At 71.3% G+C, this 25986-nt stretch carries 23 protein-coding genes; 21 read left to right on the top strand and 2 right to left on the bottom strand.

From position 1 onward, the window contains the following. Positions 1-118: 118 nt before the first annotated feature. The 10 genes from arc (at position 119) to ACH34S_RS24310 (ending at position 11119) form a co-directional block, all read left to right on the top strand. Positions 119-1882, top strand: coding sequence for a proteasome ATPase (gene arc / locus ACH34S_RS24355; protein WP_395955076.1), 1764 nt, complete (start codon positions 119-121; stop codon positions 1880-1882). A gap of 129 nt (positions 1883-2011) precedes the next feature. Continuing rightward, positions 2012-3529 (top strand): depupylase/deamidase Dop, encoded by a 1518-nt coding sequence (gene dop, locus ACH34S_RS24350; RefSeq protein ID WP_395955075.1) that lies wholly within the window; start codon positions 2012-2014, stop codon positions 3527-3529. A gap of 283 nt (positions 3530-3812) precedes the next feature. After that, positions 3813-4022, top strand: a complete 210-nt coding sequence (locus ACH34S_RS24345) for a ubiquitin-like protein Pup (protein WP_132182909.1) — start codon at positions 3813-3815, stop codon at positions 4020-4022. A gap of 97 nt (positions 4023-4119) precedes the next feature. Then, positions 4120-5265 (top strand): endonuclease VII domain-containing protein, encoded by a 1146-nt coding sequence (locus ACH34S_RS24340; protein ID WP_395955074.1) that lies wholly within the window; start codon positions 4120-4122, stop codon positions 5263-5265. Between the two features lie 179 nt (positions 5266-5444). Next, positions 5445-6290, top strand: coding sequence for a proteasome subunit beta (prcB, locus tag ACH34S_RS24335; protein ID WP_395955073.1), 846 nt, complete (start codon positions 5445-5447; stop codon positions 6288-6290). Positions 6291-6311: 21 nt separating this feature from the next. Beyond that, positions 6312-7169, top strand: coding sequence for a proteasome subunit alpha (prcA, locus tag ACH34S_RS24330; RefSeq protein ID WP_395955093.1), 858 nt, complete (start codon positions 6312-6314; stop codon positions 7167-7169). 186 nt (positions 7170-7355) lie between these two features. Continuing rightward, positions 7356-8714 (top strand): Pup--protein ligase, encoded by a 1359-nt coding sequence (pafA, locus tag ACH34S_RS24325; protein WP_138650543.1) that lies wholly within the window; start codon positions 7356-7358, stop codon positions 8712-8714. Between the two features lie 160 nt (positions 8715-8874). After that, on the top strand, positions 8875-9810 hold the full coding sequence (locus ACH34S_RS24320) for an FKBP-type peptidyl-prolyl cis-trans isomerase (RefSeq protein ID WP_395955072.1): 936 nt from the start codon (positions 8875-8877) through the stop codon (positions 9808-9810). A gap of 104 nt (positions 9811-9914) precedes the next feature. After that, entirely contained in the window at positions 9915-10571 is a 657-nt protein-coding gene (locus ACH34S_RS24315; RefSeq protein WP_395955071.1) for a helix-turn-helix transcriptional regulator, read from the top strand. A gap of 32 nt (positions 10572-10603) precedes the next feature. Continuing rightward, positions 10604-11119 (top strand): DUF3291 domain-containing protein, encoded by a 516-nt coding sequence (locus tag ACH34S_RS24310; protein ID WP_395955070.1) that lies wholly within the window; start codon positions 10604-10606, stop codon positions 11117-11119. A 3-nt stretch (positions 11120-11122) separates the two neighbouring features. Here the strand turns inward: ACH34S_RS24310 and ACH34S_RS24305 are convergent, their stop codons facing one another. Next, positions 11123-12205: a DUF3866 family protein gene (locus ACH34S_RS24305; protein ID WP_395955069.1), complete on the bottom strand. Its 1083-nt coding sequence runs from the start codon at positions 12203-12205 to the stop codon at positions 11123-11125. 209 nt (positions 12206-12414) lie between these two features. On the opposite strand from ACH34S_RS24305, the gene ACH34S_RS24300 reads away from it, so the two are divergent. The 6 genes from ACH34S_RS24300 to ACH34S_RS24275 all read left to right on the top strand — a co-directional run bounded on the left by ACH34S_RS24300 (position 12415) and on the right by ACH34S_RS24275 (position 19052). Continuing rightward, a complete protein-coding gene (locus tag ACH34S_RS24300) occupies positions 12415-13470 on the top strand; it encodes a helix-turn-helix transcriptional regulator (RefSeq protein WP_395955068.1) in 1056 nt (351 codons plus the stop codon). Next, a complete protein-coding gene (locus ACH34S_RS24295; RefSeq protein ID WP_395955067.1) occupies positions 13467-14471 on the top strand; it encodes a helix-turn-helix transcriptional regulator in 1005 nt (334 codons plus the stop codon). Before ACH34S_RS24300 ends, ACH34S_RS24295 begins: the two co-directional genes overlap by 4 nt. A 120-nt stretch (positions 14472-14591) precedes the next feature. After that, entirely contained in the window at positions 14592-14813 is a 222-nt protein-coding gene (locus ACH34S_RS24290) for a hypothetical protein (RefSeq protein ID WP_395955066.1), read from the top strand. Positions 14814-14852: 39 nt separating this feature from the next. Beyond that, positions 14853-15188: a Sec-independent protein translocase subunit TatA gene (gene tatA / locus ACH34S_RS24285; protein ID WP_395955092.1), complete on the top strand. Its 336-nt coding sequence runs from the start codon at positions 14853-14855 to the stop codon at positions 15186-15188. 60 nt (positions 15189-15248) lie between these two features. Continuing rightward, complete coding sequence (tatC, locus tag ACH34S_RS24280) at positions 15249-16112, top strand: twin-arginine translocase subunit TatC (protein ID WP_395955065.1); 864 nt, start codon at positions 15249-15251, stop codon at positions 16110-16112. Positions 16113-16259: 147 nt separating this feature from the next. After that, positions 16260-19052, top strand: coding sequence for a DEAD/DEAH box helicase (locus ACH34S_RS24275; RefSeq protein ID WP_395955064.1), 2793 nt, complete (start codon positions 16260-16262; stop codon positions 19050-19052). On the opposite strand, the gene ACH34S_RS24270 is transcribed toward ACH34S_RS24275, so the two are convergent. Continuing rightward, the gene (locus ACH34S_RS24270; RefSeq protein WP_395955063.1) at positions 19049-19987 is read right to left on the bottom strand and encodes an oxygenase MpaB family protein; all 939 of its coding nucleotides are present in this window, start codon (positions 19985-19987) and stop codon (positions 19049-19051) included. The two genes, ACH34S_RS24275 and ACH34S_RS24270, sit on opposite strands and share 4 nt — an antisense overlap. A 247-nt stretch (positions 19988-20234) precedes the next feature. On the opposite strand from ACH34S_RS24270, the gene ACH34S_RS24265 reads away from it, so the two are divergent. The 5 genes from ACH34S_RS24265 (at position 20235) to ACH34S_RS24245 (ending at position 25984) form a co-directional block, all read left to right on the top strand. Then, positions 20235-21224, top strand: a complete 990-nt coding sequence (locus ACH34S_RS24265) for an ABC transporter ATP-binding protein (protein ID WP_395955062.1) — start codon at positions 20235-20237, stop codon at positions 21222-21224. Next, entirely contained in the window at positions 21221-22063 is an 843-nt protein-coding gene (locus ACH34S_RS24260) for an ABC transporter permease (RefSeq protein ID WP_395955061.1), read from the top strand. The genes ACH34S_RS24265 and ACH34S_RS24260 overlap by 4 nt, the downstream gene beginning before the upstream one ends. A gap of 159 nt (positions 22064-22222) precedes the next feature. Continuing rightward, positions 22223-22858, top strand: a complete 636-nt coding sequence (locus tag ACH34S_RS24255) for a TetR/AcrR family transcriptional regulator (protein WP_395955060.1) — start codon at positions 22223-22225, stop codon at positions 22856-22858. Continuing rightward, positions 22845-23618 (top strand): ABC transporter ATP-binding protein, encoded by a 774-nt coding sequence (locus tag ACH34S_RS24250; RefSeq protein WP_395955059.1) that lies wholly within the window; start codon positions 22845-22847, stop codon positions 23616-23618. The genes ACH34S_RS24255 and ACH34S_RS24250 overlap by 14 nt, the downstream gene beginning before the upstream one ends. Further along, positions 23615-25984, top strand: a complete 2370-nt coding sequence (locus ACH34S_RS24245; protein WP_395955058.1) for an FtsX-like permease family protein — start codon at positions 23615-23617, stop codon at positions 25982-25984. Before ACH34S_RS24250 ends, ACH34S_RS24245 begins: the two co-directional genes overlap by 4 nt. Positions 25985-25986 lie beyond the last annotated feature (2 nt).

Here is a 25986-nt window from a genome sequence, read left to right as displayed (position 1 = left end):
CCCAACCCTCCCGGAAGACCCCCGCACGACACGAACACCGAATGGGCAGGTTACGGAAGCCCTCCAGATAGGTAGGGTCTCAGTAGGTCGTCGGCTCTTCGTGAGGAGGTGACGGGGCGTGGCCGCTCGTGACGATGCAGGGGCGCGAAAGGCGCAGCACGAAAAGGAGGTCAGGGACCTCCAAACGCAGATCTCCTTCCTGGAGGAAGAGATCTCCGTGCTGCGCCGCAAACTCGCGGAATCCCCGCGCCAAGTACGTGTTCTAGAAGAACGTCTCCATGAGGCACAGGCCAACCTGGCCGCCGTAACCGGTCAGAACGAGCGACTCGTAGCGACCCTCAAGGAGGCTCGCGAGCAGATCGTGGCGCTCAAGGAGGAGGTCGACAGGCTCGCACAACCACCATCCGGATTCGGCGTCTTCCTCGAAGCCCGCGACGATGGAACGATCGACATCTTCACCGGCGGGCGCAAACTCCGCGTCAACGTCAGCCCCGCCGTCGACGTCGACGAACTCCAGCGCGGCCAAGAGGTCATGCTCAACGAGGCCCTCAACGTCGTCGAAGCACTCAAGTTCGAAGAGCAGGGCGAAGTCGTCATGCTCAAGGAACTCTTCGACGACGGCGAACGCGCCCTCGTCATCGCGCACGCCGACGAGGAACGCGTGGTCAAACTCGCCGAACCACTCCGCGGAGTCCCCCTCCGCGCCGGCGACTCCCTCATGCTCGAACCCCGCTCCGGATACGCCTACGAGAAGATCCACAAGGCGGAGGTCGAAGAGCTCGTCCTCGAAGAGGTCCCCGACATCTCCTACAACGAGATCGGCGGACTCGGCTCCCAGATCGAAATGATCCGCGACGCCATCGAGCTCCCCTACCTGCACGCCGACCTCTTCCGCGAGCACCAGCTCAGGCCCCCCAAGGGCGTCCTGCTCTACGGCCCCCCCGGATGCGGCAAGACCCTCATCGCCAAGGCCGTCGCCAACTCCCTCGCCAAACAGGTCGCCGAGAAGACCGGCCAGGAAGGCAAGAGCTTCTTCCTCAACATCAAGGGCCCCGAACTCCTCAACAAATACGTCGGCGAAACCGAACGGCACATCCGGCTCGTCTTCCAGCGCGCCCGCGAAAAGGCGTCCGCCGGAACACCCGTCATCGTCTTCTTCGACGAGATGGACTCCATCTTCCGCACCCGCGGCTCCGGAGTCTCCTCCGACGTCGAGAACACCATCGTCCCCCAGCTCCTCAGCGAGATCGACGGAGTCGAAGGACTCGAGAACGTCATCGTCATCGGCGCCTCCAACCGCGAGGACATGATCGACCCCGCGATCCTGCGCCCCGGCCGCCTCGACGTCAAAATCAAGATCGAACGGCCCGACGCCGAAGCCGCCAAGGACATCTTCTCCAAGTACATCCTCGGCGGACTCCCGCTCCACCCCGACGACGTCAAGGAACACGGCGGCTCCAACGAAGCCACCGTCGAAGCCATGATCCAGCGCACCGTCGAACGCATGTACACCGAAACCGAGGAGAACCGCTTCCTCGAAGTCACCTACGCCAACGGCGACAAGGAAGTCCTCTACTTCAAGGACTTCAACTCCGGTGCCATGATCCAGAACATCGTCGACCGCGCCAAGAAAATGGCCATCAAACAATTCCTCGACACCGGCCAAAAAGGACTGCGCGTCACCCACCTCCTCGCCGCCTGCGTCGACGAATTCAGCGAGAACGAAGACCTCCCCAACACCACCAACCCCGACGACTGGGCCCGCATCTCCGGCAAGAAGGGCGAACGGATCGTCTACATCCGCACCCTCGTCTCCGGAACCAAGGGCGCCGAAGCCGGCCGATCCATCGACACCGTCGCCAACACCGGCCAATACCTCTGACCCGACCCACCACGCGACACGCGCGGCGGCCTCACAACCCGAGGCCGCCGCGCCCGCATGCCCCGACGCGCACCCCGCGAACCCCCGGCCCCATGGCTCCACCCCGCCGGCCCCGATAGGCTCGACGATATGAGTGTTCGGCGGGTGATGGGCATCGAGACCGAGTACGGCATCTCCGTACCCGGGCAGCCAGGGGCCAACGCGATGGTGACCTCCTCCCAGGTCGTCAACGCCTACCTCGCGGCATCCGCCGCACGGGCCCGCAGAGCCCGCTGGGACTTCGAAGAGGAGAACCCCCTCCGCGACGCCCGCGGCTTCGACCTCGCCCGCGAGGTCGCCGACCCCACCCAGCTCACCGACGAAGACCTCGGCCTCGCCAACGTCATCCTCACCAACGGCGCACGCCTCTACGTCGACCACGCCCACCCCGAATACTCCGCCCCCGAATGCACCAACCCCCGCGACGCCGTCATCTGGGACAAGGCCGGAGAACGCGTCATGGCCGACGCCGCACAACGCGCCGCCATGGTCCCCGGCACCCACCCCATCCAGCTCTACAAGAACAACACCGACAACAAGGGCGCCTCCTACGGCTGCCATGAGAACTACCTCATGCGCCGCGAGACCCCCTTCGCCGACATCGTCCGCCACCTCACCCCCTTCTTCGTCTCCCGCCAGGTCGTCACCGGCGCAGGACGCGTCGGCATCGGCGTCGACGGCCGCGGCGACGGCTTCCAGATCAGCCAGCGCGCCGACTTCTTCGAAGTCGAGGTCGGACTCGAGACCACCCTCAAACGCCCCATCATCAACACCCGCGACGAACCCCACGCCGACCCCGAGAAATACCGGCGCCTGCACGTCATCATCGGCGACGCCAACATGGCCGAGCTCTCCACCTACCTCAAGCTCGGCACCACCTCACTCGTCCTCGCCATGATCGAAGACGGCTTCCTCACCGTCGACCTCTCCGTCGACATGCCCGTCGCCGCACTCCGCGCCGTCTCCCACGACCCGTCCTGCAAACACCTCCTCACCCTCCGCGACGGCCGCAAGATGACCGCCGTCCAGCTCCAGATGGAGTACCTCGAGCAGTCCCGCAAGTACGTCGAAGACCGCTTCGGCGCCGACGTCGACGAGATGACCAAGGACGTCCTCGACCGCTGGGAATCCGTCCTCCACCGCCTCGGCGACGACCCCATGCAGCTCTCCCGCGAACTCGACTGGGTCGCCAAACTCGCCCTCCTGGAGGGCTACCGCACTCGCGACGGCCTCGACTGGTCCCACCCGCGCCTTCAGCTCGTCGACCTCCAGTACACCGACATCAGGCCCGACAAGGGCCTCTACAACCGCCTCGTCGAGCGCGGCCGCATCGACCGCGTCATCAGCGAACCCGAGGTCGAGGCCGCCGTCGAGGACCCGCCCGAGGACACCCGCGCCTACTTCCGCGGCCGCTGCCTGCGCCAGTACGCGGACTCCGTCGCCGCCGCCTCCTGGGACTCCGTCATCTTCGACGTCCCCGGCCGCGAGTCCCTGCAGCGCGTCCCCACCCTGGAGCCCCTGCGCGGCACCAAGCAGCACGTGGGCGCCCTCCTGGACCGCTGCCGGACGGCGGCCGACCTAGTCGCGACCCTCACCGGCCAGAGCTGACCTGACGCCCTCCAGGGCCGGACACCGCACCATCACGGTCATCCGGCCCTGAGCGCCGTTTGGATAGTGCCGCTATCGAGCGTTCCAGCCGCTTCTGACCTGCGAAAACAGGTGAGGTCTCGGTATCGTGACCGGTATGCCCGTTTCAGTGGCGGACCGGCGGGCGATAACCCGAGCATGCCCCCGGCCACTGGCCGAGGCGGCGAAACGGACGTTCAAGATCCGCTCGCCGTCGAAGATCGGAGATAGGGTCGAAGGCACCGGCAAGAGCGGGAGGTATGGAATGGCCACGAAGGACACCGGCGGTCAGAAGCAGACCACTCGGCGCACGGAAGAGACCGAGGAGACCGAGGCCACCACCACCGAGGACGTACAAGAGCGCCAGGAGAAGCTCACCGACGACGTGGACTCAATTCTGGACGAAATAGACGAAGTACTCGAAGAGAACGCAGAGGACTTTGTCCGTGCATACATACAAAAGGGCGGAGAGTGATGATATGTCCGATTTGATGGGGGGACATAATCGGACATAACTCACGGGATATAGAACCGGCTGGAACGCGTGGGTGGGGCTGGATAAAGTCTCGCCCATGCGTTCGAAAAAATGCCTCGACTGCCAAGAGGTAAAGCCTGCAACGGAGTTCTGGAAGCTCCAGTCGTCGAAGGACGGTCTGGCGTGCTACTGCAAGGCCTGCTTCTCATTGCGTAACAGCCGTTATTACCGGAAGAAGCAGGCGAATCTCGGCAAAAGGACGAGGGAATACCGCAGATACTCGGATGTCCCGGAGGGCATGAAGTACTGCGCACGGTGCAAAGAGATCAAATCGGTCAACGAGTTCGGGAAAAACCGGTCGGAGAGTTCGGGACTCACCAACTACTGCCGTCCTTGCCACAGTGAAGCCACCCAAGAGACCAGGAATCGCAACCACGGGAGCGTGCGGAACTACCTCCTCAAGCTCCGCTACGGCGTCACCGAGCAGCAGGTCGAGGAGATGGTCGCCGAGCAGGGTGGAGTCTGCGCCATCTGCCTCCGCGCGGACGCGAAGCACGTCGATCACGACCACCTGACCGGGCTGGTCCGCCGCATCCTGTGCTTCAAGTTCAACGGCGGGCTGGGGCAGTTTGAGGACGACCCCGTCAAGCTCCGCCTCGCGGCGGACTATCTGGAGCTACGGGGCTCTCATGCGCGGCGGATGCGCATCGAGATCGGTACCCCGGTGATCGGAGGGCCGGATCGTGTCCGCTGGGACCCGTTCTGGCGGTCGAGGGGGAGCGGCCAGCAGTCTTCCCGTCACTATCACCTGCGTCAGAAGTACGGGATCAACGACAAGGACGCGGAGTGGCTCCTCAAGCTGCAGATGGGGCAGTGCGCGGTGTGCGGTGACTTCCCGGCTGAGCACGTCGACCATGATCATGAGAGTGGCGCGGTGCGCGGGATGCCGTGTTCGGCGTGCAACACGGGTATGGGGCAACTGCGGGATGACCCGATCACCCTCCGCCGGGCGGCGGACTATGTGGAGGGCCGTCTCGTGCAGACGGTGGCGGCTGAGGACGGCAGTACGCGGCTGTCGCTCACCGTTCCGGACGTCGACCCTGCGTCGGTTCCCAGGGGTGGCTGGAAGGCGTACTGGGAGCAGGACGGGCAGTACAGGAAGCAGACGTTGCCGTTCGATGAGGAGCTCGACATGCCGGAGTGGGAGGGGCCCGGTCCGGCAGGGGTCCTGAGTCATGACTGAGGCGCCGAAGGTGTCGAATCGGCGTGTCGGACGCCTGGGTGGGCACGGGTTCGCCGTGGGCGGACTGGGCCGGGGATCATGCGGCATGCGCGCGGGCGACCTTGAACAGTAGGGTCGTAGTCGTCCGCCCCGGTGGGGTTGGGCAGGGAGCCGGTGCAAGGTGGAGGGAAGGGAGTCGCGTGGCGTCGCACGATTCGCAGGCCGGGCGTTTGCCGGGGTTGTTCGCGAACCCGGACACGTCGTCGTTCACGGAGTTCCTGGGCGGCTACTCGCCGGAGTTGCTGCCCGGCAGGCGGACGCCGCCGGTGTCGCGGGTGGGGGACGAGATCCCGCACGGGACGACGATCGTCGCCGTGGGGTTCCCCGGCGGGGTGGTGGTCGCGGGGGACCGGCGGGCGACGGCGGGGCACATGATCGCGCAGCGGGACATCGAGAAGGTGTTCCGGGCGGACGAGTTCTCGGCGATCGCGATCGCGGGGACGGCGGGCATCGGGATCGAGATGGTGCGGCTGTTCCAGGTGGAGTTGGAGCATTACGAGAAGCGTGAGGGCCGGACGCTGTCGGTGGAGGGCAAGGCGAACCGGCTGGCGACGATGGTGCGGCAGAACCTCGGCATGGCGATGCAGGGCCTGGCGGTGGTGCCGTTGTTCGCGGGGTATGACGAGGAGCGGGACGAGGGCCGGATCTTCTCCTATGACCCGGCGGGCGGCCGGTACGAGGAGCGGGAGTTCTACTCGATCGGGTCGGGTTCGGTGTTCGCGCGGGGCGCGTTGAAGAAGCTGTACCGTGCGGACCTGTCGGCCGAGGACGCGAGCCTGGTGTGCGTGCAGGCGCTGTATGACGCGGCCGACGACGATTCGGCGACGGGCGGTCCCGATCTGACGCGCCGGATCTTCCCTGTGGTGGCGTCGGTGACGTCGGACGGGTATCGCCGGCTGGGCGAGGACGAGGTGGGCGCGTTGGCGCGGGCCGTCGTCGATGGTCGTTACGAGTCGCCGGGCGGGCCGACCGCCCCGCTGCGTTAGAAGGGATCCTGACCGGTGTCCATGCCGTTCTATGTGTCGCCCGAACAGCAGATGAAGGACAAGGCGGACTATGCGCGTAAGGGAATCGCGCGTGGCCGCAGTGTCGTGGTCCTGCAGTACGACGACGGCATCCTGTTCGTGGCGGACAATCCGTCGCGGGCGCTGCACAAGATCAGTGAGATCTATGACCGGATCGCGTTCGCGGCGGTGGGGAAGTACAACGAGTTCGAGAATCTGCGGCTGGGTGGTGTCCGGTACGCGGACATCAACGGGTATCAGTACGACCGCCGGGATGTGACGGCGCGGGGTCTGGCGAACGTGTACGCGCAGTCGCTGGGGACGATCTTCACGGAGACGAACAAGCCGTACGAGGTGGAGATCGTGGTGGCGGAGGTGGGCGGCTCCGCGGAGACGGATCAGATCTACCGGCTGACGTTCGACGGTTCGGTGGCGGACGAGCACGGTTATGTGGCGATGGGCGGTCAGGCGGAGGCGGTGGCGCAGTCGCTGAAGGACGGGTACCGGGAGGGTTCGTCGCTGGCGGCGGCGTTGCGGACGGCGGTGCGGGCGCTGGAGGCGCAGGATTCGGAGCGGCGCCTGGAGGCGACGTCTCTGGAGGTCGCGGTGCTGGACCGCAATCGTGAGCATCGGCTGTTCAAGCGGTTGACGGCGGCGCGGATCGGTGAGTTGTTGTCGCCGGCGGAGGAGGCCGCGCCGGGGGCGACGTCCGGCGGGTCGGATGCCGGGGGCGCCGGTGCGGCCGCGGGCGCGGATGAGGACGAGTTCCTGGATCTCCCCGACCTTCCCGATGACCCGAAGGGCACCGAGGGCTCGAAGGACGCCGGCGGCTCGAAGGACGCAGGGAAGGACGAGGACTGACGGCCGGGCCGGGCGCCCCGCCGTGTGGTGGGGCGTTCGGCCTGGGGATGGGCCCGTCGTCGTGGGGGTGGTGGTCGCCGCCCTTGCGGCGGCGGGCTTGTCGCGTGTGCGGTGGTTGTGGCGTTCGGTGGAAACGGTCGGTTGGAGAGACTGCCAAGTCGGGTCCGTGCCGCATAGGGTCAGGGTGTGGACAGGCGCATCTTCGGGCTTGAGAACGAGTACGGCGTCACTTGCACCTTCCGGGGGCAGCGGCGGTTGTCACCGGACGAGGTGGCGCGCTATCTGTTCCGGAGGGTGGTGTCGTGGGGTCGTAGCAGCAACGTGTTCCTGCGCAACGGCGCGCGGTTGTACCTGGACGTGGGCAGCCACCCCGAGTACGCGACGCCCGAGTGCGACAGCGTCGTGGATCTGGTGACGCATGACAAGGCCGGTGAGCGGATCCTGGAGGGGCTGCTCGTGGACGCGGAGCGGCGTCTGCGGGAGGAGGGCATCGCCGGGGACATCTACCTGTTCAAGAACAACACGGACTCGGCGGGGAACTCCTACGGCTGCCATGAGAACTATCTGGTGGGGCGGCACGGGGAGTTCGGGCGGCTCGCGGACGTGCTGATCCCGTATCTGGTGACGCGGCAGATCATCTGTGGTGCGGGGAAGGTGCTGCAGACGCCGCGCGGTGCGGTGTACTGCGTGTCGCAGCGGGCGGAGCACATCTGGGAGGGTGTGTCGTCGGCGACGACGCGGTCGCGTCCGATCATCAACACGCGGGATGAGCCGCATGCGGACGCGGAGCGGTTCCGGCGGCTGCATGTGATCGTCGGTGACTCGAACATGAGCGAGACGACGATGCTGCTGAAGGTCGGCGCGACCGACCTCGTGCTGCGGATGATCGAGGCCGGGGTGGTGATGCGTGATCTGACGCTGGAGAACCCGATCCGGGCGATCCGTGAGGTCAGCCATGACATGACGGGCCGCCGGAAGGTGCGGCTGGCGAACGGCCGTGAGGCGAGTTCGCTGGAGATCCAGAAGGAGTATTTCGGGAAGGCGCGTGACTTCGTCGACGCGCGCGGCGGTGACGCGACGTCGAAGCGGGTGCTGGAGCTGTGGGAGCGGACGCTTCGCGCGGTGGAGACGGGTGACCTCGATCTGGTGTCGCGTGAGATCGACTGGGTGACGAAGTACAAGCTGATCGAGCGGTATCGGCGGAAGTACGATCTGCCGTTGTCGTCGCCGCGGGTGGCGCAGCTGGATCTCACCTACCATGACGTGCACCGTGACCGGGGGTTGTACTACCTGCTGGAGAAGCGGGGTTCGGTCGATCGGGTGTCGCGGGATCTGGACATCTTCGAGGCGAAGTCGGTGCCGCCGCAGACGACGCGGGCGCGGCTGCGCGGGGAGTTCATCCGGAAGGCGCAGGAGAAGCGGCGCGATTTCACGGTCGACTGGGTGCATCTGAAGTTGAACGATCAGGCGCAACGGACGGTGTTGTGCAAGGACCCGTTCCGGTCGGTGGACGAGCGCGTCGACAAGCTGATCGCCGGTATGTGACGGGTTTCCGGCCGTCCCGGAGCGCCTCTCGGCGACTCCCGGGCGGCTGCGGCGACCCGCGGGCGACTTCCGGGGAGTTGCGCACTGGGTGCTACTGGCCGGTCACCAGGGCGGTAGGGTGAGCGCGCAGTAGCGTGGCCGCCCCTTGAAGGATTTGTGTATGCGTCGTCGTGTTCGGCTGGTGTCGGTGGTCGTGGCGCTCGCGGTGCCGTTGGCGTTGTCGGCGGCGTGTTCGGGCGGCGACGAGGTTGACGTGACGGTGCGCGGTGATTTCGGGAAGCTGCCGCAGGTGGAGTTCCCGAAGGGCGCGCCCGCGGATTCCTTCGCGGTGAAGACGCTGACGAAGGGGAAGGGCTCGGCGGCGCGCAAGGGCGATCTGGTGGTGGCCGACTATGTGGGCTACCGGTGGAACAAGGGTGGCCGGAAGCTGCTGGCGGACAGTTACGCGAAGGGGCAGCCGGGGGCGTTTCCGACGGGGCAGCTGGTGCCGGGGCTGACGAAGGCGCTGGTGGGGGCGCGTCCGGGGGCGCGTGTGGTGGCGCGGATCCCGCCGGGGGACGGGTTCGGCGCGAAGGGCGATCCGAGGCATCGGGTGGGTGCGGACGACACGCTGGTGTACGTGCTGGACGTTCGCGCGGTGTATTCGAGGTCGGCGGGTCCGCACGGGGCCGTGCAGGCTCCGCTGGCCGATCCGAGGCTGCCGAAGGTGGCACGGGCGGCGGCGGGGCGGGCGCCGGCGGTGATGATGCCGCGGGTGGCGCCGCCGAAGGGGCTGCAGGTGCGGACGCTGGTGCGGGGGGACGGCCCGGCGGTGCGTTCGGGGCGGCTGCTGGTGTTGCAGTACGCGGGGTATTTCTGGCGGGACGGTAAGGAGTTCAACTCGTCGTGGTCGGCGGGTCACCCGTACGGGCTGATGATCGGCACCGGTCAGGTGATCAAGGGCTGGGACGAGGCGCTGGTGGGTCAGCGGGTGGGGAGCCGGGTGCTGCTGGTGGTGCCGCCGTCGCTGGGGTACGGGCCGAAGGGCCTGGCGCGGTTCGGGATCAGGGGGAGCGACACGCTGGTGTTCGTCGTCGACCTCCTCGGCGTCCACTAGACGACACGGAACGGCACGGAACAGCACGGAACGGCGCGGCCGGCTACCCGATCGCCCGGAACCGCGCTTCTAACCAAAGTCGTAGTTGTTCATAGAATGGTGGCGTGGAGGACATCGAGGCGATCGCGCTGCTGCAGGATCCGGTGCGGCGGCGGCTGTACGAGTTCGTCGCGGCGCAGGGCCGTGAGGTGGGGCGGAACGAGGCGGCGGAAGCGGCCGGGGTGACGCGGACGCTCGCGGCGTTCCATCTGGACAAGCTGGTGGACGCGGGTCTGCTGGCGGTGGGCAGCAGGCGGCTGACGGGCCGTTCGGGGCCGGGTGCGGGGCGTCCGGCGAAGGTGTACCGGGTGTCGGGGGCTGAGCGGGCGGTGAGTGTTCCGGCGCGGGACTACCGGACGGCGGCGGGCGTGCTGGCGGAGGCGGCGGAGATGGCCGGTCTCGACATGGAGGTGCAGGACGCGGCGCGCCGCAAGGGCAGGGCGCTGCGGGGCCCGTCCGGGTCGTGCGGTGGTCTGGACGGGGTCGAGGAGGTGCTGTCGGAGCGCGGGTACGGGCCCGTCCGGGATGAGGGCGGGGGTGTGGTGCGGATGCGCAACTGCCCGTTCCGTGCGGTGGCGGAGGAGTTTCCGCCGCTGGTGTGCGGGTTGAACCTGGCGCTGCTGGAGGGGCTGGTGGAGGGTTCGGAGGTGCGGGTGCGGATGGATCCGCGGCCGGGCTGGTGCTGTGTCGCGGCCGAACAATCTAAAAACAATGAAGTTTGACATAGAAGATCGGGCCGTGCTGGACTGAGCGCATGGACGATCACGCCCCTTCCGGGTTCCACCTGGCCCAGTTCAACGTCGCCACGCTCCGGCTCCCGCTCGACGACCCGGGCATGGCGGACTTCGTCGCGCTCCTCGAACCCGTCAACGCCCTCGCCGACGCCGCGCCCGGGTTCGTGTGGCGCCTGGTCGAGGAGGGGGAGCCGGACGCCACCGGCATGCGCCCCGCCGGCGAGGACGTGATCATCAACTTCTCGGTGTGGGAGGCGGCCGAGCCGCTGTGGGACTTCGTCTACCGCAGCGCCCACCTGGAGACGATGCGGCGGCGCCGGGAGTGGTTCCGGCGGCACATGGAGGCGCATCTCGTCCTGTGGTGGATCCCGGCGGGGCACGTCCCGACGGTGGAGGAGGCCATGGAGCGCCTCGCCCTGATCCGCGAGCACGGCCCGGCGCCCCGCGCGTTCACGTTCAACTCGTCCTACACCGCCGAAGAGGCCGCGGAGGCAGAGGAAGCGGTGGCGGGAGCCGAGCCCAGCCCCGCGGTGTGACCCTCAGGCGAGGAGGGCGGCGGTGTGGCGGCCGGCGGCGGCCGCGGTGAGGAAGTAGGCCAGGTCTTCGTCCAGCCGGCGGCCCATCGTGGACAGCCGGACGCCCCAGTCCTTCTCGGCGGCCCGCAGGACGTCCGCGAGGCCGTCGACGGCGACGGGCACGAGCCGGTGCCGGTCGCCGAGCGGGGCGGCGCCGGCGGCGACGCGGGCGCCGAACTCGCCGCCGAGCTCGGGGACGGGGATGTCGGCGGCGGCGAGCGCGACGCGCCCGTACGCGGTGAGGGAGTGGTGGGAGACGCCGATGTGGCGGTCCCGCTTGTCGCCTTCGGAGACGCGCAGCGACCCGACGGGCCGTCCGCCGAGGACGGCCGCCGCGTTGACGGCCTCGCCCGCCGTGACCCCGGAGAAGCCCCAGGTGGTGCCCGTCCCGAGGTTTCCGGGCCCTTGGGCGAGGAGGGCGACGTCGGCGTCCAGGACGAGCCGCGCCGCGAGCAGCCCGGTGTGGACGGTGACGGTCTCCAGGTCGCCGCCGAACGCCTGCCCGGCGGTGACGACGGCGGCGAGCGCGCCCGCGTCCTTCAGCTGCGCGATCGACATGGAGAACCATGACGGCAGCGCCCCGCCGTCCGGCATGACGTACACGACGCGCGTTGACGGCCGTTCGGCGAGGAGCGCGGCGAGGATCGGCGGCAGCGCGGAGTGCAGGTCGGCGACGACGACGGGCATGCCGCCGATGGAGTCGGCGTCGCGGAGGACGGCGTGGTGGGGGGAGTCCTGCTCGTCGGCGCCGAGGACGGTGGCCTGCAGCGGCGTGTAGCGGGCCTTGACGAGATGGCCCGGGCCCGACGGGTCGGGCGGGAGCCGGTCGGGGACCGCGACGACCATGGCGTAGCCGCCGGTGCCGAGGCCCATCGCCAGGGCCGTGGTGTTGAGCAGGACGGTGTCTCCCGGTTCGGGCCGTCCGACCAGGGCGGGGTAGGCCAGGGCGCGGCAGGTGCCGTCGTCCCCGATCGAGACGGTCAGCTCGACCGCCCCGGGCCACTCGCGCCGGATGTCCTCGACCGTGCCTGTGCGCCATCGGATCACAGCGCCCAACCGTAATGCAGCGGGGGCCGATGCGTGCAGACGTGTGAAGACCTGTGCAGACGTGTGGAGACCTGTACAGACGTGGGGGGACGCGCAGGTGCGTGCGGAAGGGCGGAAGGGGCGTCGCGGGGATGTCGGGCAAGTCCGGCGATCTCCGGCTGACGGGGAGCCCAGGTCCGGTAGCGTGTCGGACGGGGAAGGGGGTCGGTATGTCGCGGCGTAAGACCGAGCGTCTGCTCAACCTGGTGGTCTGCCTGCTCGCCACCCGGCGTTATCTGACGGCGGAGCAGATCCGCCGGGCGGTGCCCGGCTATCCGGACTCCGACGAGGCGTTCAAGCGGATGTTCGAGCGGGACAAGGAGGAGCTGCGCGAGCTCGGCGTCCCGCTGGAGGTCGGCAGCGACCAACAGGGCGGCGGCGGTGAGGAGATCGGCTACCGGATCCCGCCGCAGGCCTACGAGCTGCCCGACATCCACCTCACGCCGGACGAGGCGGCGGTGCTCGGCCTCGCGGCGCGGGTGTGGCAGCGGGCGAGCATGGCGGAGGCGGCGTCCGGGGCGCTGCTGAAGCTCCGCGCGGCCGGGGTGGAGACCGACGTGCCGACCGCGGTGGGGATCGAGCCGCGGGTCAACACCCACGACCCGGCGTTCCCGGCGCTGTGGGAGGCGGTGCGCGACGGCCGTCCGGTCGCGTTCGACTACCAGGGCATCGGGCGGACGTCGGTGGCGCGGCGGCACCTGGAGCCGTGGGGCGTGGTGTCGCGGCGGGGCCGCTGGTACGTGGTCGGGTTCGACCGCGACCGCGACGAGCAGCGGGTGTTCCGGCTGAGCCGCATCGTCGGCGATGTGCAGGCCGACGGCGCGGCGGGGTCGGTGACCGTCCCGGACGGGGTGGACGTGCGGCGCATCGCGTTCGACTGGGGCGACCCGGTGAACGAGCCGCGCCCGGCGACGGTGCGGCTGCGGCGCGGCGCCGCGCAGGGCCCGCGCCGGTGGGCGCGCGACGTCCGCCCGGTGGAGGACGGCACGGCGGGCGACGGGGAGTGGGACGAGGCCGTCCTGACGTTCCGCGACGCGGACCGGTTCGCGCCCTACCTGGTGCGGTTCGCCGACGACGTCGTGGTGCTCGACCCGCCCGACCTGCGGGAGGCGGTGATCCAGCACCTGAAGTCGGTGCTGGTGTCCGGTGCCAACCCGCCGGGCCCGCCCCAGGAGATGGGCGGCGAGATGAGCGCGGAGATGGACGGGACGGTGAACGGCCGATGACCGCGAAGGCCGCCGCGAAGGGTTCCGCGTCGACGTCGACCGACCGGCTGGGGCGGCTGCTGGCGCTCGTCCCGTACGTGGTGAACCGCGACTCGGTGGCGCTCGGCGAGGCCGCCGCCGCGTTCGGGGTGACCGAGAAGCAGCTGATCGACGACCTGAACCTGCTGTGGTGCGTGGAGCTGCGCGCCCCCGACCCGTACTGCCCGATCGACCTGTCCTACGAGGGCGGGGAGATCACGGTGGCGGAGGCGGAGTCGATCGCGCGGCCGCTGCGGCTGAAGGTGGACGAGGCGGCGGCGCTGCTGGTGGCGCTGCGGATGCTCGCCGGGATCCCCGGCCTGGACGACCGCGACGCGCTCAGCCGCGTGATCGCGAAGCTGGAGAGCGCGGCGGGCGCGGCGGCGGCCGTGTCCAGCCAGGTCTCGGTGGAGGTGGACGCCTACTCCGGGTCGTCCGACCCGGAGCGGACGGGCCTGGCGCTGCTGCGCGACGCGATCGCGCGGGGCCGCCGCGTGCACCTGACGTACTACGTCCCGGCGCGGGACGAGAACACCGAGCGGGACGTCGACCCGATGCGGTTGCTGGTGGTGGAGGGCAACACCTACCTGGAGGGGTGGTGCCGCCGGGCGGAGGCGGTGCGGCTGTTCAAGCTGGACCGGATCGCCGACCTCGCGGTGCTGGACGTGGCCGCGCAGGTCCCCGACGACGCCGAGCCGATCGACGTCGACGCGGGCCTGTTCCGCCCGTCCCCGCAGGACGAGGCGGTGACGCTGGAGCTGACGGCGCGGGGCCGGTGGGTCTCCGACTACTACCCGTGCGAGTCGGTGGAGGAGCTCGGGGAGGGGCGGCTGCGGGTCGTGCTGCGCACCCCGGACACCCGGTGGGTGCGGGGCCTGGCGCTGCGGCTCGGTGACCAGGGCCGGGTCGTGGCGCCCGAGTGGCTCGCGACCGGCGTCCGCGACGACGCGGTCCGCGCGCTCGCCCGCTACGGCCTGGCCTGAGCGGAGCGGGCCGGTTTTTTTGGGGGGCGCCCCCTACAAGGTGAGGGTCTGAGGGTGCTCTAGCAGGGCTCGGGGCTGGGCCGCTATGGCGGCGCGGGCTTATCGGCTACCGTTGCGGGCGTGGCGTGGGTTGCGGTGTCGGTGTCGCTGGGCTTCGTCGGCCTGGCCGTGCTCGCCTTCTGCGCGTTCCGGGTGTGGCTCGGCGTGCGGCGTTTCGGCCGTGAACTGGAGCGCACGAGGCGGCGGCTGGCCCCGAAACAGTCGGCGCTGCGCGGTGAACTCTCCCGGCTGGAGGAAGCGCGTGCCTCACAACCGGCCGAGGGGGGCGTACGATCGTCGTGAGGACCCGCGTCCGTGAGGACCCTGCTGAAAAGGATTGTCATGGCTGGACTTGGCACGACCGAGATTCTGATCATCCTGGCGCTGGTGTTGCTGCTGTTCGGATCGACGAAGCTTCCGACGCTCGCGCGGTCGCTTGGCAAGTCGGCGCGGATCTTGAAGGCCGAGACCAAGGGCCTGCACGACGATGACGACGACACCAAGCCGGCCAAGTCCGAGGCGCGGGCCGACCAGGACGCCGAGCCGCGCGACGGTGCCGCGAAGGTTGACCGTGACGCCTCCGAGGGCGGCGCGCAGCGTCCCCGCGGCGCGCTGGGCTCCGGCGAGCCGATCCAGGGCGTCCCGGTGTCGGATCCCGGCCAGGTCCGCAACAGCTGACCGGCGCCCGCCGACCGGCCCCGCCACCGACCCGCCCGCCCCCGAGCCTGAATGCCCACGATGAAGCTGACCAGGCGCGACGCCGCCGCCCCCGACGGCCGTATGCCCCTCATGGAGCATCTCCGTGAGCTGCGCAACCGGTTGATCAAGGCGATCCTGGGCCTCGTGCTCGGCGCGATCGTCGGATGGATCTTCTTCCCGCCGATCTGGGACTTCCTGAAGCAGCCCTACACGCGGATCCCGCCCGAGCACTGCCTCGAGGGCAAGTGCGACCTGGTCGTGCACGGGATCTTCGACGGGTTCTTCATCCATTTGAAGGTCGCGCTCATCGTCGGGGCCGTGCTGTCCTCGCCGGTCTGGCTGTACCAGATCTGGGCGTTCGTCGCCCCCGGCCTGTACAACAAGGAACGCCGCTGGACGTACACGTTCATGACGGCGGCGGTCCCGCTGTTCGTGCTGGGCGCGGCGCTGGCCTACCTCACGATGGACAAGGGCCTGAAGATCTTCATCGGGCTCGCGCCCGGTGACACGACCGTCCTCGTCGGCGTCCAGGACTACCTCGGCTACGCGCAGGCGATGCTGTTCATCTTCGGGCTGACGTTCGAGCTCCCGCTTTTCGTCGTGATGCTGAACATCATCGGGGTCCTCAGCCACGAGCGGATCCGCAAGTCGCGGCGGCTGCTGATCTTCGGCGTGTTCGTGTTCGCCGCCGTCGCCACCCCCAGCCAGGACCCGTTCACCATGCTGGCGCTGGCGCTGCCCACCATCGTGCTGTTCGAGGTCGCCGAGGTGATCGCGTACTTCCACGACAAGCGCAGGGCCCGCGAACCCGACCCGTACGAGGAACTCGCCGACGACGAGGCGTCCCCGCTCGACCTGGACGCCATCGACGCCGAACTGGAGAAGGGCGACCGCGCCCGCTGACCCCGCCGGAACCACCCGCCGACCACTCGCGGAACCGCCCGCTGACCCCGCTCGCCGGCGCCGCCGGCTCCCGCTGATCGGGGCGGGGCTCGCGGGGATCGTCTCCGGATTGGGAATCGGGCCGGTCGAAACCGTAGGCTCCAAGGTATGACCTCCCCCGACACCGACACCGGCACCGGGCCCGCCAACGGGGCGGCCGGCGAGTCACCGGCCGCGCGGTACGCCGCCTACCGCAAGCGCACCGCGGGGAACGGCCCGGCCCTGCTCGACTTCCGCACCCTGTACGACTTCGAGCTGGACCCGTTCCAGATCGAGGCGTGCCAGGCGCTGGAGGACGGCAGCGGCGTCCTCGTCGCCGCGCCCACCGGGTCCGGGAAGACCGTGGTGGGGGAGTTCGCCGTGCACCTCGCCCTCACCGGCGGCGGAAAATGCTTCTACACCACGCCGATCAAGGCGCTGTCGAACCAGAAGTACGCCGACCTCGTCCGCCGCTACGGCGCCGACAAGGTCGGGCTGCTCACCGGCGACAACAGCGTCAACGGCGAGGCGCCCGTCGTCGTGATGACGACCGAGGTGCTCCGGAACATGCTGTACGCGGGGTCGCAGACCCTCGCGGGGCTGGCGTTCGTGGTGATGGACGAGGTGCACTACCTCGCCGACCGGTTCCGCGGCGCCGTGTGGGAAGAGGTGATCATCCACGTTCCGGACTCGGTGCGGATCGTGGCGCTGTCGGCGACCGTCAGCAACGCCGAGGAGTTCGGCGAGTGGCTGCACGAGGTCCGCGGCGACACCGCCGTGATCGTCGACGAGCACCGTCCCGTGCCGCTGTTCCAGCACATGCTGGTCGGGACCCGCCTGTACGACCTGTTCGTCGACACCGGCAAGGGCAAGGACCGGCAGGCCCGGCTGAACCCGCAGCTCATGCGGATGGCGGTGGACGAGGTCCGGCGCGCCAAGGTCAACCAGGGCCGCCGCACCGGGCGCCGCCGCGCGCCGCGCCCGCAGCGGTACCGGCCCCCGGCCCGGCCGGACGTGATCGAGCGGCTGGACCGCGCCGGGCTGCTCCCGGCGATCACGTTCATCTTCAGCCGCGCCGGATGCGACGCCGCCGTCCTGCAGTGCCTGCACGCCGGGATCCGGCTGACGTCCAAGGAGGAGGCGGAGGAGATCCGCGCGCACGCCGAGCTGCGCACCGCCGACATCTCCGCCGAAGACCTCCGCGTCCTCGGCTACGGCGACTTCCTCGCCGCCCTGGAGCGCGGCGTCGCCGCCCACCACGCCGGGATGCTTCCCACCTTCAAGGAGATCGTCGAGGAGCTGTTCACCCGCGGGATGATCAAGGCGGTGTTCGCGACGGAGACGCTCGCGCTCGGCATCAACATGCCCGCCCGCACCGTCGTGATCGAGAAGCTCGACAAGTGGAACGGCGAGGCGCACGTTGACCTGACGCCCGGCGAGTACACGCAGCTCACCGGGCGGGCCGGGCGCCGCGGCATCGACGTGGAGGGCCACGCCGTGGTGGTGTGGGGGCCGAACGTTGAGCCCGCGTCCGTCGCCGGGCTCGCCGGCACCCGCACCTACCCCCTGAACTCCAGCTTCCGGCCGTCCTACAACATGGCCGTGAACCTCGTCGGCGCCGTCGGGAACGAGCGCGCCCGGACGCTGCTGGAGGAGTCGTTCGCGCAGTTCCAGGCCGACCGCGCCGTCGTCGGCCTGGCGCGGCAGGTGCACAAGAACGAGGAGGCCCTCGCCGGGTACGCCAAGGCCGCCGAATGCCACCTCGGCGACTTCATGGAGTACGCGGCGATGCGGCGCCGCCTGTCGGACCGGGAGGCGGAGCTGTCGCGGGAGCGGGCCGGGACCCGGCGTGCCGAGGCCGCCAGGTCGCTGGAGCATCTGCGGCCCGGCGACGTCATCCTCGTCCCGTCGGGCCGCCGGTCGGGCCTCGCGGTCGTCCTCGACCCGGGCGTCGGGCGCCGCTCGGACGGGCCCGCGCCGCTCGTGCTGACGATCAACCGGTCCGTGCAGCGCCTGTCGATCCAGGACTTCCCGCGCGCCGTGGAGCCCGTCGAGCGGATCCGGATCCCCAAGTCGTTCAGCCCCCGCAACCCGCAGGACCGCCGCGACCTGGCGTCCACGCTCCGCGCGAAGGTGCCCGACGACGTCCGCGACCGCAAGCGTGCCCGCGGCGACTCCGCCGCCCCCGACGACGCCGAGATCAACGACCTGCGCACCGAGCTGCGCCGCCACCCCGTGCACGGCTGCGACAAGCGCGAGGAGCACGCCCGCTGGGCCGAGCGGTACCACCGCCTCGACCGCGAGACCGAGCAGCTCCGCCGCCGCGTCGAGGGCCGCTCCCAGGTCATCGCCCGGACGTTCGACCGCGTCTGCGCCGTCCTGGAGCAGCTCGGCTACCTGGAGGGCGGCTCCGTCACCGACGAGGGCCGCCGCCTCGGCCAGATCTACAACGAGCTGGACCTGCTCACCGCCGAGAGCCTCCGCGAAGGGCTGTGGGCCAAGCTCGACCAGGCCGAGCTCGCCGCATGCGTGTCCGCGCTGGTGTACGAGTCGCGGCAGCCCGACGACGCCGCGCCGCCCCGCACCCCCGCCGGGCCCGCGCAGGACGCGCTCGCCGCGATGGTGCGGCTCTGGGGCGAGCTCGACGCCGTCGAACGCGACAACCGCGTGTCGTTCCTCCGCGAGCCCGACCTCGGGTTCGCGTGGACGGCGTACCGGTGGGCCAAGGGCGACGACCTCGACGAGGTCCTCCTCGAAAGCGACCTCACCGCCGGCGACTTCGTCCGCGCCGTCAAGCAGCTCCTCGACCTGCTCGGGCAGGTCGCCGACGCCGCCCCGCCGAACAGCCACATCCGCAAGACCGCCCGCCGCGCCATGGACTCGATGCGCCGCGGCGTCGTCGCGTACTCGTCGGTCGCCTAGGACCCGACCGGTTCGGCGGGCTCCGTGGACCCGGCAGGCTCCGCGGGCCCGGCGGGTTCGGTGCGGCGGCGGGCGCGGCGCGCCGACAGGGTCCGGTCGACGCGGTACGCCGCCAGCCGCACGAGGAACGCCTGCGGCGGGCAGCGCAGGAACCGGGGCGTCACGCGGTGGACGCCGCCCGCCGTCCGCAGCAGCAGCGTCGCGGTCCGGCGGCGCCCGCCCGTCCAGGGCAGGCCGTACTGGTCGCGGAGCGTGTCCGGCAGCAGTGCCGCGGTGAGGAGCCGGAACACCGCGAGAGCGGGGAACAGGACGCGCAGCCGTCCTGCCTTCCGTTCGGGCCACAGGACGGCGGCGGCGACCTCGCGGGCGGTGTCCGTCACCTCCAGCGTGGCGAGCATGTCCGCCATGTAGGCGCGGAACGCGGCCAGGTCCGCGGGCTGCGACTCCGGCGGGCAGCCGAGGACCTCCGCGACGGCGCGGGCCTGCCGGTAGTACTCCTCCGCCAGCTCGCCGCCGTCACGGCCGCCGTGGCCGCTCCGGCGCATCACGTGCTCGTGGATGTGCAGCGCCGAGTCGATGAGCGTCGCGTTGACCCACAGCTGCAGGTCCGGGTCGTTGCCGGAATAGCCGTCGCCGCGGACCGTGCCGTGGATGCCGCGGACCTTCGCCGCGATCCGCCCGACCTGCTCCGGCGTCCCGAACGTCACGATCAGCAGGAAGTCGAGCGTGCCGAACAGGCGGGCCAGCGGACGGTCGGCGAAGTCGCTGTGCTCGGCGACGCCGCGGGCCACGGCCGGGTGCGCGAGCTGCATCAGCAGCGCCCGGCCCGCGCCGAGGCCGACGAGCGGCTCGGCGGCGAGCGCGCGCAGCACGTCCCGCTCGGCGAGGAGGTCGCCGAGCCGTTCGGACGAGGGGAGCCGCGGTGCGGCGGGCACGATGCCTCCCGGCGCTCGGGAATCTGCGGCCATCCTCGGCCACTATTGACGATTGGTCAATAAAATGGCGGAACCCACCCGGCCGGACCCCTGGCCAGGGGTGATCGCCGTGCGTGAACGGTCGGCGGCCGGGCACCCTACGAAGGTCGGAGACGGATCCGCTGCACGGAGGATCCGGCGGTGCCGCCGGGACCGCTACCGTGATCGGGATCACGGTATTTCGGCGACGACGACGCAGGATGGGTGCATGATCGAGGCGGAGAACCTCACCAAGCGCTACGGCGACAAGACCGCCGTGGACGATTTGTCCTTCACCGTCGCCCCCGGGCGGGTGACCGGGTTCCTCGGCCCGAACGGCGCCGGGAAGTCGACCACCATGCGGCTGCTGCTCGGCCTCGACCGGCCCGACCGCGGCGACGCCCGGATCGACGGCGTGCACTACAGCGACCTGCCCGCGCCGATGCGCGTGGTCGGCGCGATGCTGGAGGCGCGGGCCGTGCACACCGGGCGCAGCGCCTACAACCACCTGCTGTGCCTCGCGCAGACCCAGGGCGTCGGCAGGAAGCGCGTCGACGAGGTCGTCGAGCTCGTCGGGCTCACCGGCGTCGCCCGCAGGCGCGCCGGCGGCTTCTCGCTCGGCATGGGGCAGCGGCTCGGCATCGCCGCCGCGCTGCTCGGCGACCCGTCCGTGCTGATCCTGGACGAGCCCGTCAACGGCCTCGACCCGGAGGGCATCGTCTGGATCCGCACCCTCATGCAGCGGCTCGCCGCCGAAGGGCGGACCGTGTTCGTCTCCAGCCACCTCATGAACGAGATGGCCGTGACCGCCGAGCACCTCATCGTCATCGGGCGCGGCAGGCTCATCGCTGACTGCTCCACCGAGGATTTCATCGAGCGCAGCACCGAGAAGATGGTCGCCGTCCGCAGCCCCGACGCCGAGCGGCTCGCCGGCGTCCTCACCGGCGAGGGCGCCAAGGTCAGGCCCGGCGAGGACGGGCTGCTGACCGTCACGCACATGGAGGCGCCCCGCGTCGGGGAGCTCGCCGCCGCCGAAGGAGTCGTCCTGCACGAGCTCACCCCGAAGCGCGGCTCGCTGGAGGCCGCGTTCATGGAACTGACCCGCGAGAGCGTCGAGTACGGCGCGGGCGGAGAACCCGCGGCCGAACCCGTGCCGGGCGCGGGACCCGCCGCCGGAGGCCCCGCCGCCGGGCCCGCCGGGAAGGAGGAGACCCGATGACCGCCGCCACCACCGACCCCGCCGCGCGGCCCGCGGGCCCGCCCGCCTACGAGCGGCCCGGCTTCGGGCGGCTCATGCTCGCCGAGTGGACGAAGATCCGCACGGTCCGCTCCACCCTCTGGACGCTGGTCCTGCTCATCCTCCTCGACCTCGGCTTCACCGCGCTGTTCGTCGGGCTGACCGCCGCGCAGTGGGACGACATGCCCCCGGCCGACCGCGCCTCGGTCGCCGCCGACCCGGTCAGCTTCATCCTCGGCAGCGGGTTCTTCCTCAGCCAGCTGACGATCTGCGTCCTCGGCGTCCTGGTGATCGCCTCCGAGTACTCCACCGGCATGATCCGCGCCAGCCTCCTCGCCGTGCCGCGGCGGCTGCCGATGCTGTGGGCCAAGGCCCTGGTGTTCGGGCTGATCGTCCTCGCGCTCGGCGTCGCGGTGTCGTTCACGTCGTTCTTCATCGGCGCGGCGCTCATCGGGGACAAGGCCGAGGTCGGCCTCGGCGACCCCGGCGTCCTGCGCGCCGTCGTCGGCGGCGGCCTCTACCTGGCGATGCTCGGGCTGTTCGCGCTGGCGATCGGCGCGATCGTCCGGCACACCGCGGGCGGCATCACCGGCGTGATCGGGTTCGTGCTCGTGCTGGCGCCGCTCGCCACGCTGCTGCCCGGCAGCATCGGCGAGCGCGTCCACGCCTACCTGCCCTCCGAGGCGGGCGCCCTGATCGCCAAGGCGCACCAGGGGGAGAACGACCTGCTCACGCCCTGGCAGGGGTACGGCGTGTTCGCGCTCTGGACGGTCGCGCTCCTCGCCCTCGCCGCCTTCCTCCTCAAACGCCGCGACGCCTGACCCCGGCGCACCACCCGCCTTCCCCGAACGCCCGGCCGTCCCGGCCGGGCGTTCGGCATGTTCAGGGCCCTCAACCGCCGGAACGTTGCAGTGGGCAATGAACGCGGCTAGCCTGGTTTAAGCAAGCGCTTAAGGCGGTTGACCAATCCTGGAGGTGCGATGGCGGGGGAGGAGCAGGTCCCCACGCGGATCCGGCTGCTGGAGGCCGCAGTCGCGGTGATGGCCGAGAGCGGCTGGTCAGCGGTGACGTCGCGGGTCGTGGCCGAGCGGGCGCGCGCCAACAACGCGCTCGTGCACTACTACTTCGGCTCGGTGGACGCGCTGCGCAAGGCGGCCGTCATGCACGCGGTGGAAAAGGAGCTGGAAGGCCCCGTCGAGGCGATCCTCCAGGCCGAGGACGTCCTGGACGGCGTCGCGGAGGCGATCGACGGCCTCGTCGAACGGGGGCCCGGCACCCCCCAGCAGCGGGTGGTGGTCGAGGCGCTGATGCAGGGCCTGCGCGACGAGGAGCTGCGCGAGGCGGGCATCCAGCAGATCCGGGCGTTCCGCGACCTGCTGGCCGCCCGGCTCGCGGCCGGCCGCGACGCCGGGCTGCTGCGCGCCGACGCCGACCCGGCGGGCCTCGCGGTGGTGCTCGGCGCGCTCCTGGACGGCCTGCTCCTGCACGTCCTGATCGACCCCGGCACCGACGCCGCCACCGCGACCCGCGGGCTGCTCGCCCTGCTGCGCCCGGCCGGAACCGGCGGCAGCCCAGGCCCCGGCCAGCGAGGAGACGACGACGATGACGCGTCATGATCACAGGCGGGCGGCCGTCCGGGACGGCGGCGCGGACGCCGCCGCCGGTACCGGCGGCCCGGCCGTGCGGCTGCGCGGCGCCGGCAAGACCTACGGGACGGGCCACACCGCGGTGCACGCGCTGCGCGGCGTGGACCTGGAGATCGAGCGCGGCGAGTTCGTCGTGCTGCTCGGCCCGTCCGGATCGGGCAAGACGACCCTGCTCGACCTGATCGGCGGGATCGAGCCCGCCACCGAGGGCGAGGTGATCGCCGGGGGCCGCGACCTGTCCGGTCTCGGCGAGGACGCCCGCACCGCCTACCGGCGCGACGTCGTCGGGTTCGTGTTCCAGTTCTTCAACCTCGTCCCGTCGCTGACCGCGCTGGAGAACGTCCGGCTCGTCGCCGAGCTCACCGGCCGCGGTGACCGCGCCCGGTCAGCGGCGGCGCTGGAGGCCGTCGGGCTCGCGGGGCGCGGCGCGCACTTCCCGGCGCAGCTGTCGGGCGGCGAGCAGCAGCGCGTCGCGATCGCCCGCGCGATCGCCAAGGACCCCGAGCTGCTGCTGTGCGACGAGCCGACCGGCGCGCTGGACCTGGAGACCGGCCGCGGCGTCCTGCGCGTCCTGCGGGACCTCAACGCGCGGGGCCGCACCGTCCTGGTCGTCACCCACAACGCCGCGATCGCCGCCATCGCGCACCGCGTCGTGCGGATGCGCTCGGGCCGGGTCACCGGCGTGACCACGACCGCCGCGCCCGCCACCGCCGACGAGGTGACCTGGTGAGCACCCTCACCGTCAAGCTGCGCCGCGACCTGCGCCGCCGCCCCGCGCAGCCGGTGTCGGCGGTGGTGCTGGTGATGCTCGGCGTCGCGCTGTTCGGCGCGTCCTACGACGCCTACAAGAACCTCGACGCCGGCTACCGGGCGGTCTTCGGCACCTACCGGTTCGCGGACCTGACCGTGTCCGGCGGCGACACCGCCGCGATCGCGGAACGCGCCCGGGGGACGCGCGGCGTCGAAGCCGTGTCCGCGCGGACCGTCGCGGACGTGCCGATGCGCATGCCGGACGGCTCCACCCTCGTCGGGCGCGTCGTCGGGTTCCCCGCCGCGGCGCAGCCCGAGATCAACAGGGTGAAGCTCCTGACCGGCCGGTACCTCGACCCCGCCGCGCCGGCCGGTGTCCTGGCCGACAGGCACGTCGCCGGCGACGCCGGGCTGAAGCCGGGCTCGGCGGTGCCGGTCTGGGACGGGCGCGCCTGGCGGCCCCTGACCGTGCGGGGCACCGCGTCGTCGCCCGAATACCTGTGGCCCGCCGCCAGCCGCCAGGACGCGCTGCCCGCGCCGGGGACGTTCGGCGTCCTGTACGTCCCGGAGCCGCTCGCCCGGCGGCTCGGCGGCGTCACCGGGCCCAACGAGGTCACCGTCCGCTACACCGGGGCCGGGCGCGCCCGCGCCGCGGACCTCGACGCCGCCCTCACCGCCGCCGCCCGCGGGCAGGGCGCGGGCGCCGTCGTCACCCGCGCCGACCAGCCCAGCAACGCCGCGCTCGCCCAGGACATCCAGGGCTTCTCCCAGCTCGCCGTGATGTTCCCGCTGCTGTTCCTCGCCGCCGCGGGCGTCGCCGTTTACGTCGTGCTGACCCGCCGCGTGGCGCGCGACCGCGTCGTGATCGGGACGCTGCGCGCCAGCGGGTTCCGCCGCCGGACGGTCGTCGCGCACTACCTGGCCGCCGGCGTCGCGACCGGGCTGACCGGGTCCGTCCTCGGCGCCGCCGCCGGGCTGCCGCTCGCCGGGACCGTCACCCGCCTGTACGGGGACGCGATCGGGCTGCCGGAGACGACCGTGTCCGTCCGCGCCACGACCGTCCTGGCCGGGGTGGCGTTCGGGCTGGTCGCGGGCGCGCTCGCGGCGCTGGCGCCCGCGGTGTCGGCGGCCCGGGTCCCGCCCGCGGAGGCGATGCGCGGCACCGTCCCCGCGGCCCGCGGCGGCGGGCTCCTCGCCCGCGCCGGGCGGTCCGTGCCCGGCGCGGGGCGGCTGCCCGCCGGGGCGTGGCTCGTGCTGCGCGGCCCCGCCCGCCAGTTCCGCCGCACCCTCTACACGATGAGCGGCGTGATCCTCGCGCTCGTGCTCATCCTCGTGTCGTGGGGGATGCTCGACTCGTCCAGGGCGACCGTGTCGCGGCAGTTCGACCAGGTCCAGCGGCAGGACGCCGAGATCACCCTCGCCGGGCCCGCCGGCGCGGCCGCGCTCGCCGCCGTGTCGGCCACGGCCGGGGTGCGGTCCGCCGAGCCGTCCGCGCACCTGCCCGTCACCCTCACCGCCGGGGGAAAGGGCTACTCCACCTCCGTCGTTGGGCTGCCCGCCGGGACGCGGATGCACCGGTTCCTCACCCCCGGCGGCGGCGAGCGGGCCCTGCCCCGCACCGGCGTCCTCGCCGGCGCGGCCCTCCGCGGCGAGCTCGGCGTGGACGCCGGCGACCGCGTCACCCTGCGCCTGCCCGGTGGCCGGACCGTCACCACCGCCATCGCCGGGTTCGTCGACGAGCCGCTCGGCACCTTCGCCTACGCCTCACTCGGCCAGGTCGCCGCCTGGGACCCCGCCGCCCGGCCCGGCACCGTCCTCGTCCGGTTCGACCCGGGCGCCGACCGTGCCGCCGCCGAACGGGCGCTGTCGTCCCTGCCCGGCGTCGTCGCCTACACCGACTCCCGCGCCCTGGAGCAGACCATGGACGACTACATGGACCTGTTCTACGTGTTCGTCGCGGTCATGCTCGCGTTCGGCGGGCTGCTCGCCTTCACCGTCCTGTTCGCCACCCTGTCGGTGAACCTCGCCGAACGCGGCACCGAACTCGCCACGCTGCGCGCCGCAGGGGTCGGGCGCAGGCGGCTCAACCGGCTCGTCACCGCCGAGAACCTCCTCGTCGTGACCGCGGGCGTCGTGCCGGGACTGATCGCCGGACGCGTCGCGGCCGGCGCGTTCCTCGGCGCGTTCGACAGCGACCTGATGTCGCTGCACACCGAGATCCGGCCCGCGACGTTCGCCTGGTCAGCGCTCGCCGTCCTCGCCGTCGCGTGGCTGGCGCAGCGTCCCGGGCTGCGCGCCCTCGCCCGCTCCGACCTCGCCGCCCTCGTCCGGGAAAGGGCCGGCTAGCG

The sequence above is a fragment of the Actinomadura sp. 3N508 genome (assembly GCF_044326375.1).
Taxonomy (GTDB): domain Bacteria; phylum Actinomycetota; class Actinomycetes; order Streptosporangiales; family Streptosporangiaceae; genus Spirillospora.
Note: the sequence above shows the minus strand (reverse complement) of the source record. Positions and strands in the feature narration are given on the sequence as shown.

Coding starts and splice junctions, on each gene's coding strand:
- dop (WP_395955075.1), top strand. CDS start 2,012: ATGAGTGTTCGGCGGGTGATGGGCATCGAGACCGAGTACGGCATCTCC.
- ACH34S_RS24345 (WP_132182909.1), top strand. CDS start 3,813: ATGGCCACGAAGGACACCGGCGGTCAGAAGCAGACCACTCGGCGCACG.
- ACH34S_RS24340 (WP_395955074.1), top strand. CDS start 4,120: ATGCGTTCGAAAAAATGCCTCGACTGCCAAGAGGTAAAGCCTGCAACG.
- prcA (WP_395955093.1), top strand. CDS start 6,312: ATGCCGTTCTATGTGTCGCCCGAACAGCAGATGAAGGACAAGGCGGAC.
- ACH34S_RS24320 (WP_395955072.1), top strand. CDS start 8,875: ATGCGTCGTCGTGTTCGGCTGGTGTCGGTGGTCGTGGCGCTCGCGGTG.
- ACH34S_RS24310 (WP_395955070.1), top strand. CDS start 10,604: ATGGACGATCACGCCCCTTCCGGGTTCCACCTGGCCCAGTTCAACGTC.
- ACH34S_RS24300 (WP_395955068.1), top strand. CDS start 12,415: ATGTCGCGGCGTAAGACCGAGCGTCTGCTCAACCTGGTGGTCTGCCTG.
- ACH34S_RS24295 (WP_395955067.1), top strand. CDS start 13,467: ATGACCGCGAAGGCCGCCGCGAAGGGTTCCGCGTCGACGTCGACCGAC.
- tatA (WP_395955092.1), top strand. CDS start 14,853: ATGGCTGGACTTGGCACGACCGAGATTCTGATCATCCTGGCGCTGGTG.
- tatC (WP_395955065.1), top strand. CDS start 15,249: ATGAAGCTGACCAGGCGCGACGCCGCCGCCCCCGACGGCCGTATGCCC.
- ACH34S_RS24275 (WP_395955064.1), top strand. CDS start 16,260: ATGACCTCCCCCGACACCGACACCGGCACCGGGCCCGCCAACGGGGCG.
- ACH34S_RS24265 (WP_395955062.1), top strand. CDS start 20,235: ATGATCGAGGCGGAGAACCTCACCAAGCGCTACGGCGACAAGACCGCC.
- ACH34S_RS24260 (WP_395955061.1), top strand. CDS start 21,221: ATGACCGCCGCCACCACCGACCCCGCCGCGCGGCCCGCGGGCCCGCCC.
- ACH34S_RS24255 (WP_395955060.1), top strand. CDS start 22,223: ATGGCGGGGGAGGAGCAGGTCCCCACGCGGATCCGGCTGCTGGAGGCC.
- ACH34S_RS24250 (WP_395955059.1), top strand. CDS start 22,845: ATGACGCGTCATGATCACAGGCGGGCGGCCGTCCGGGACGGCGGCGCG.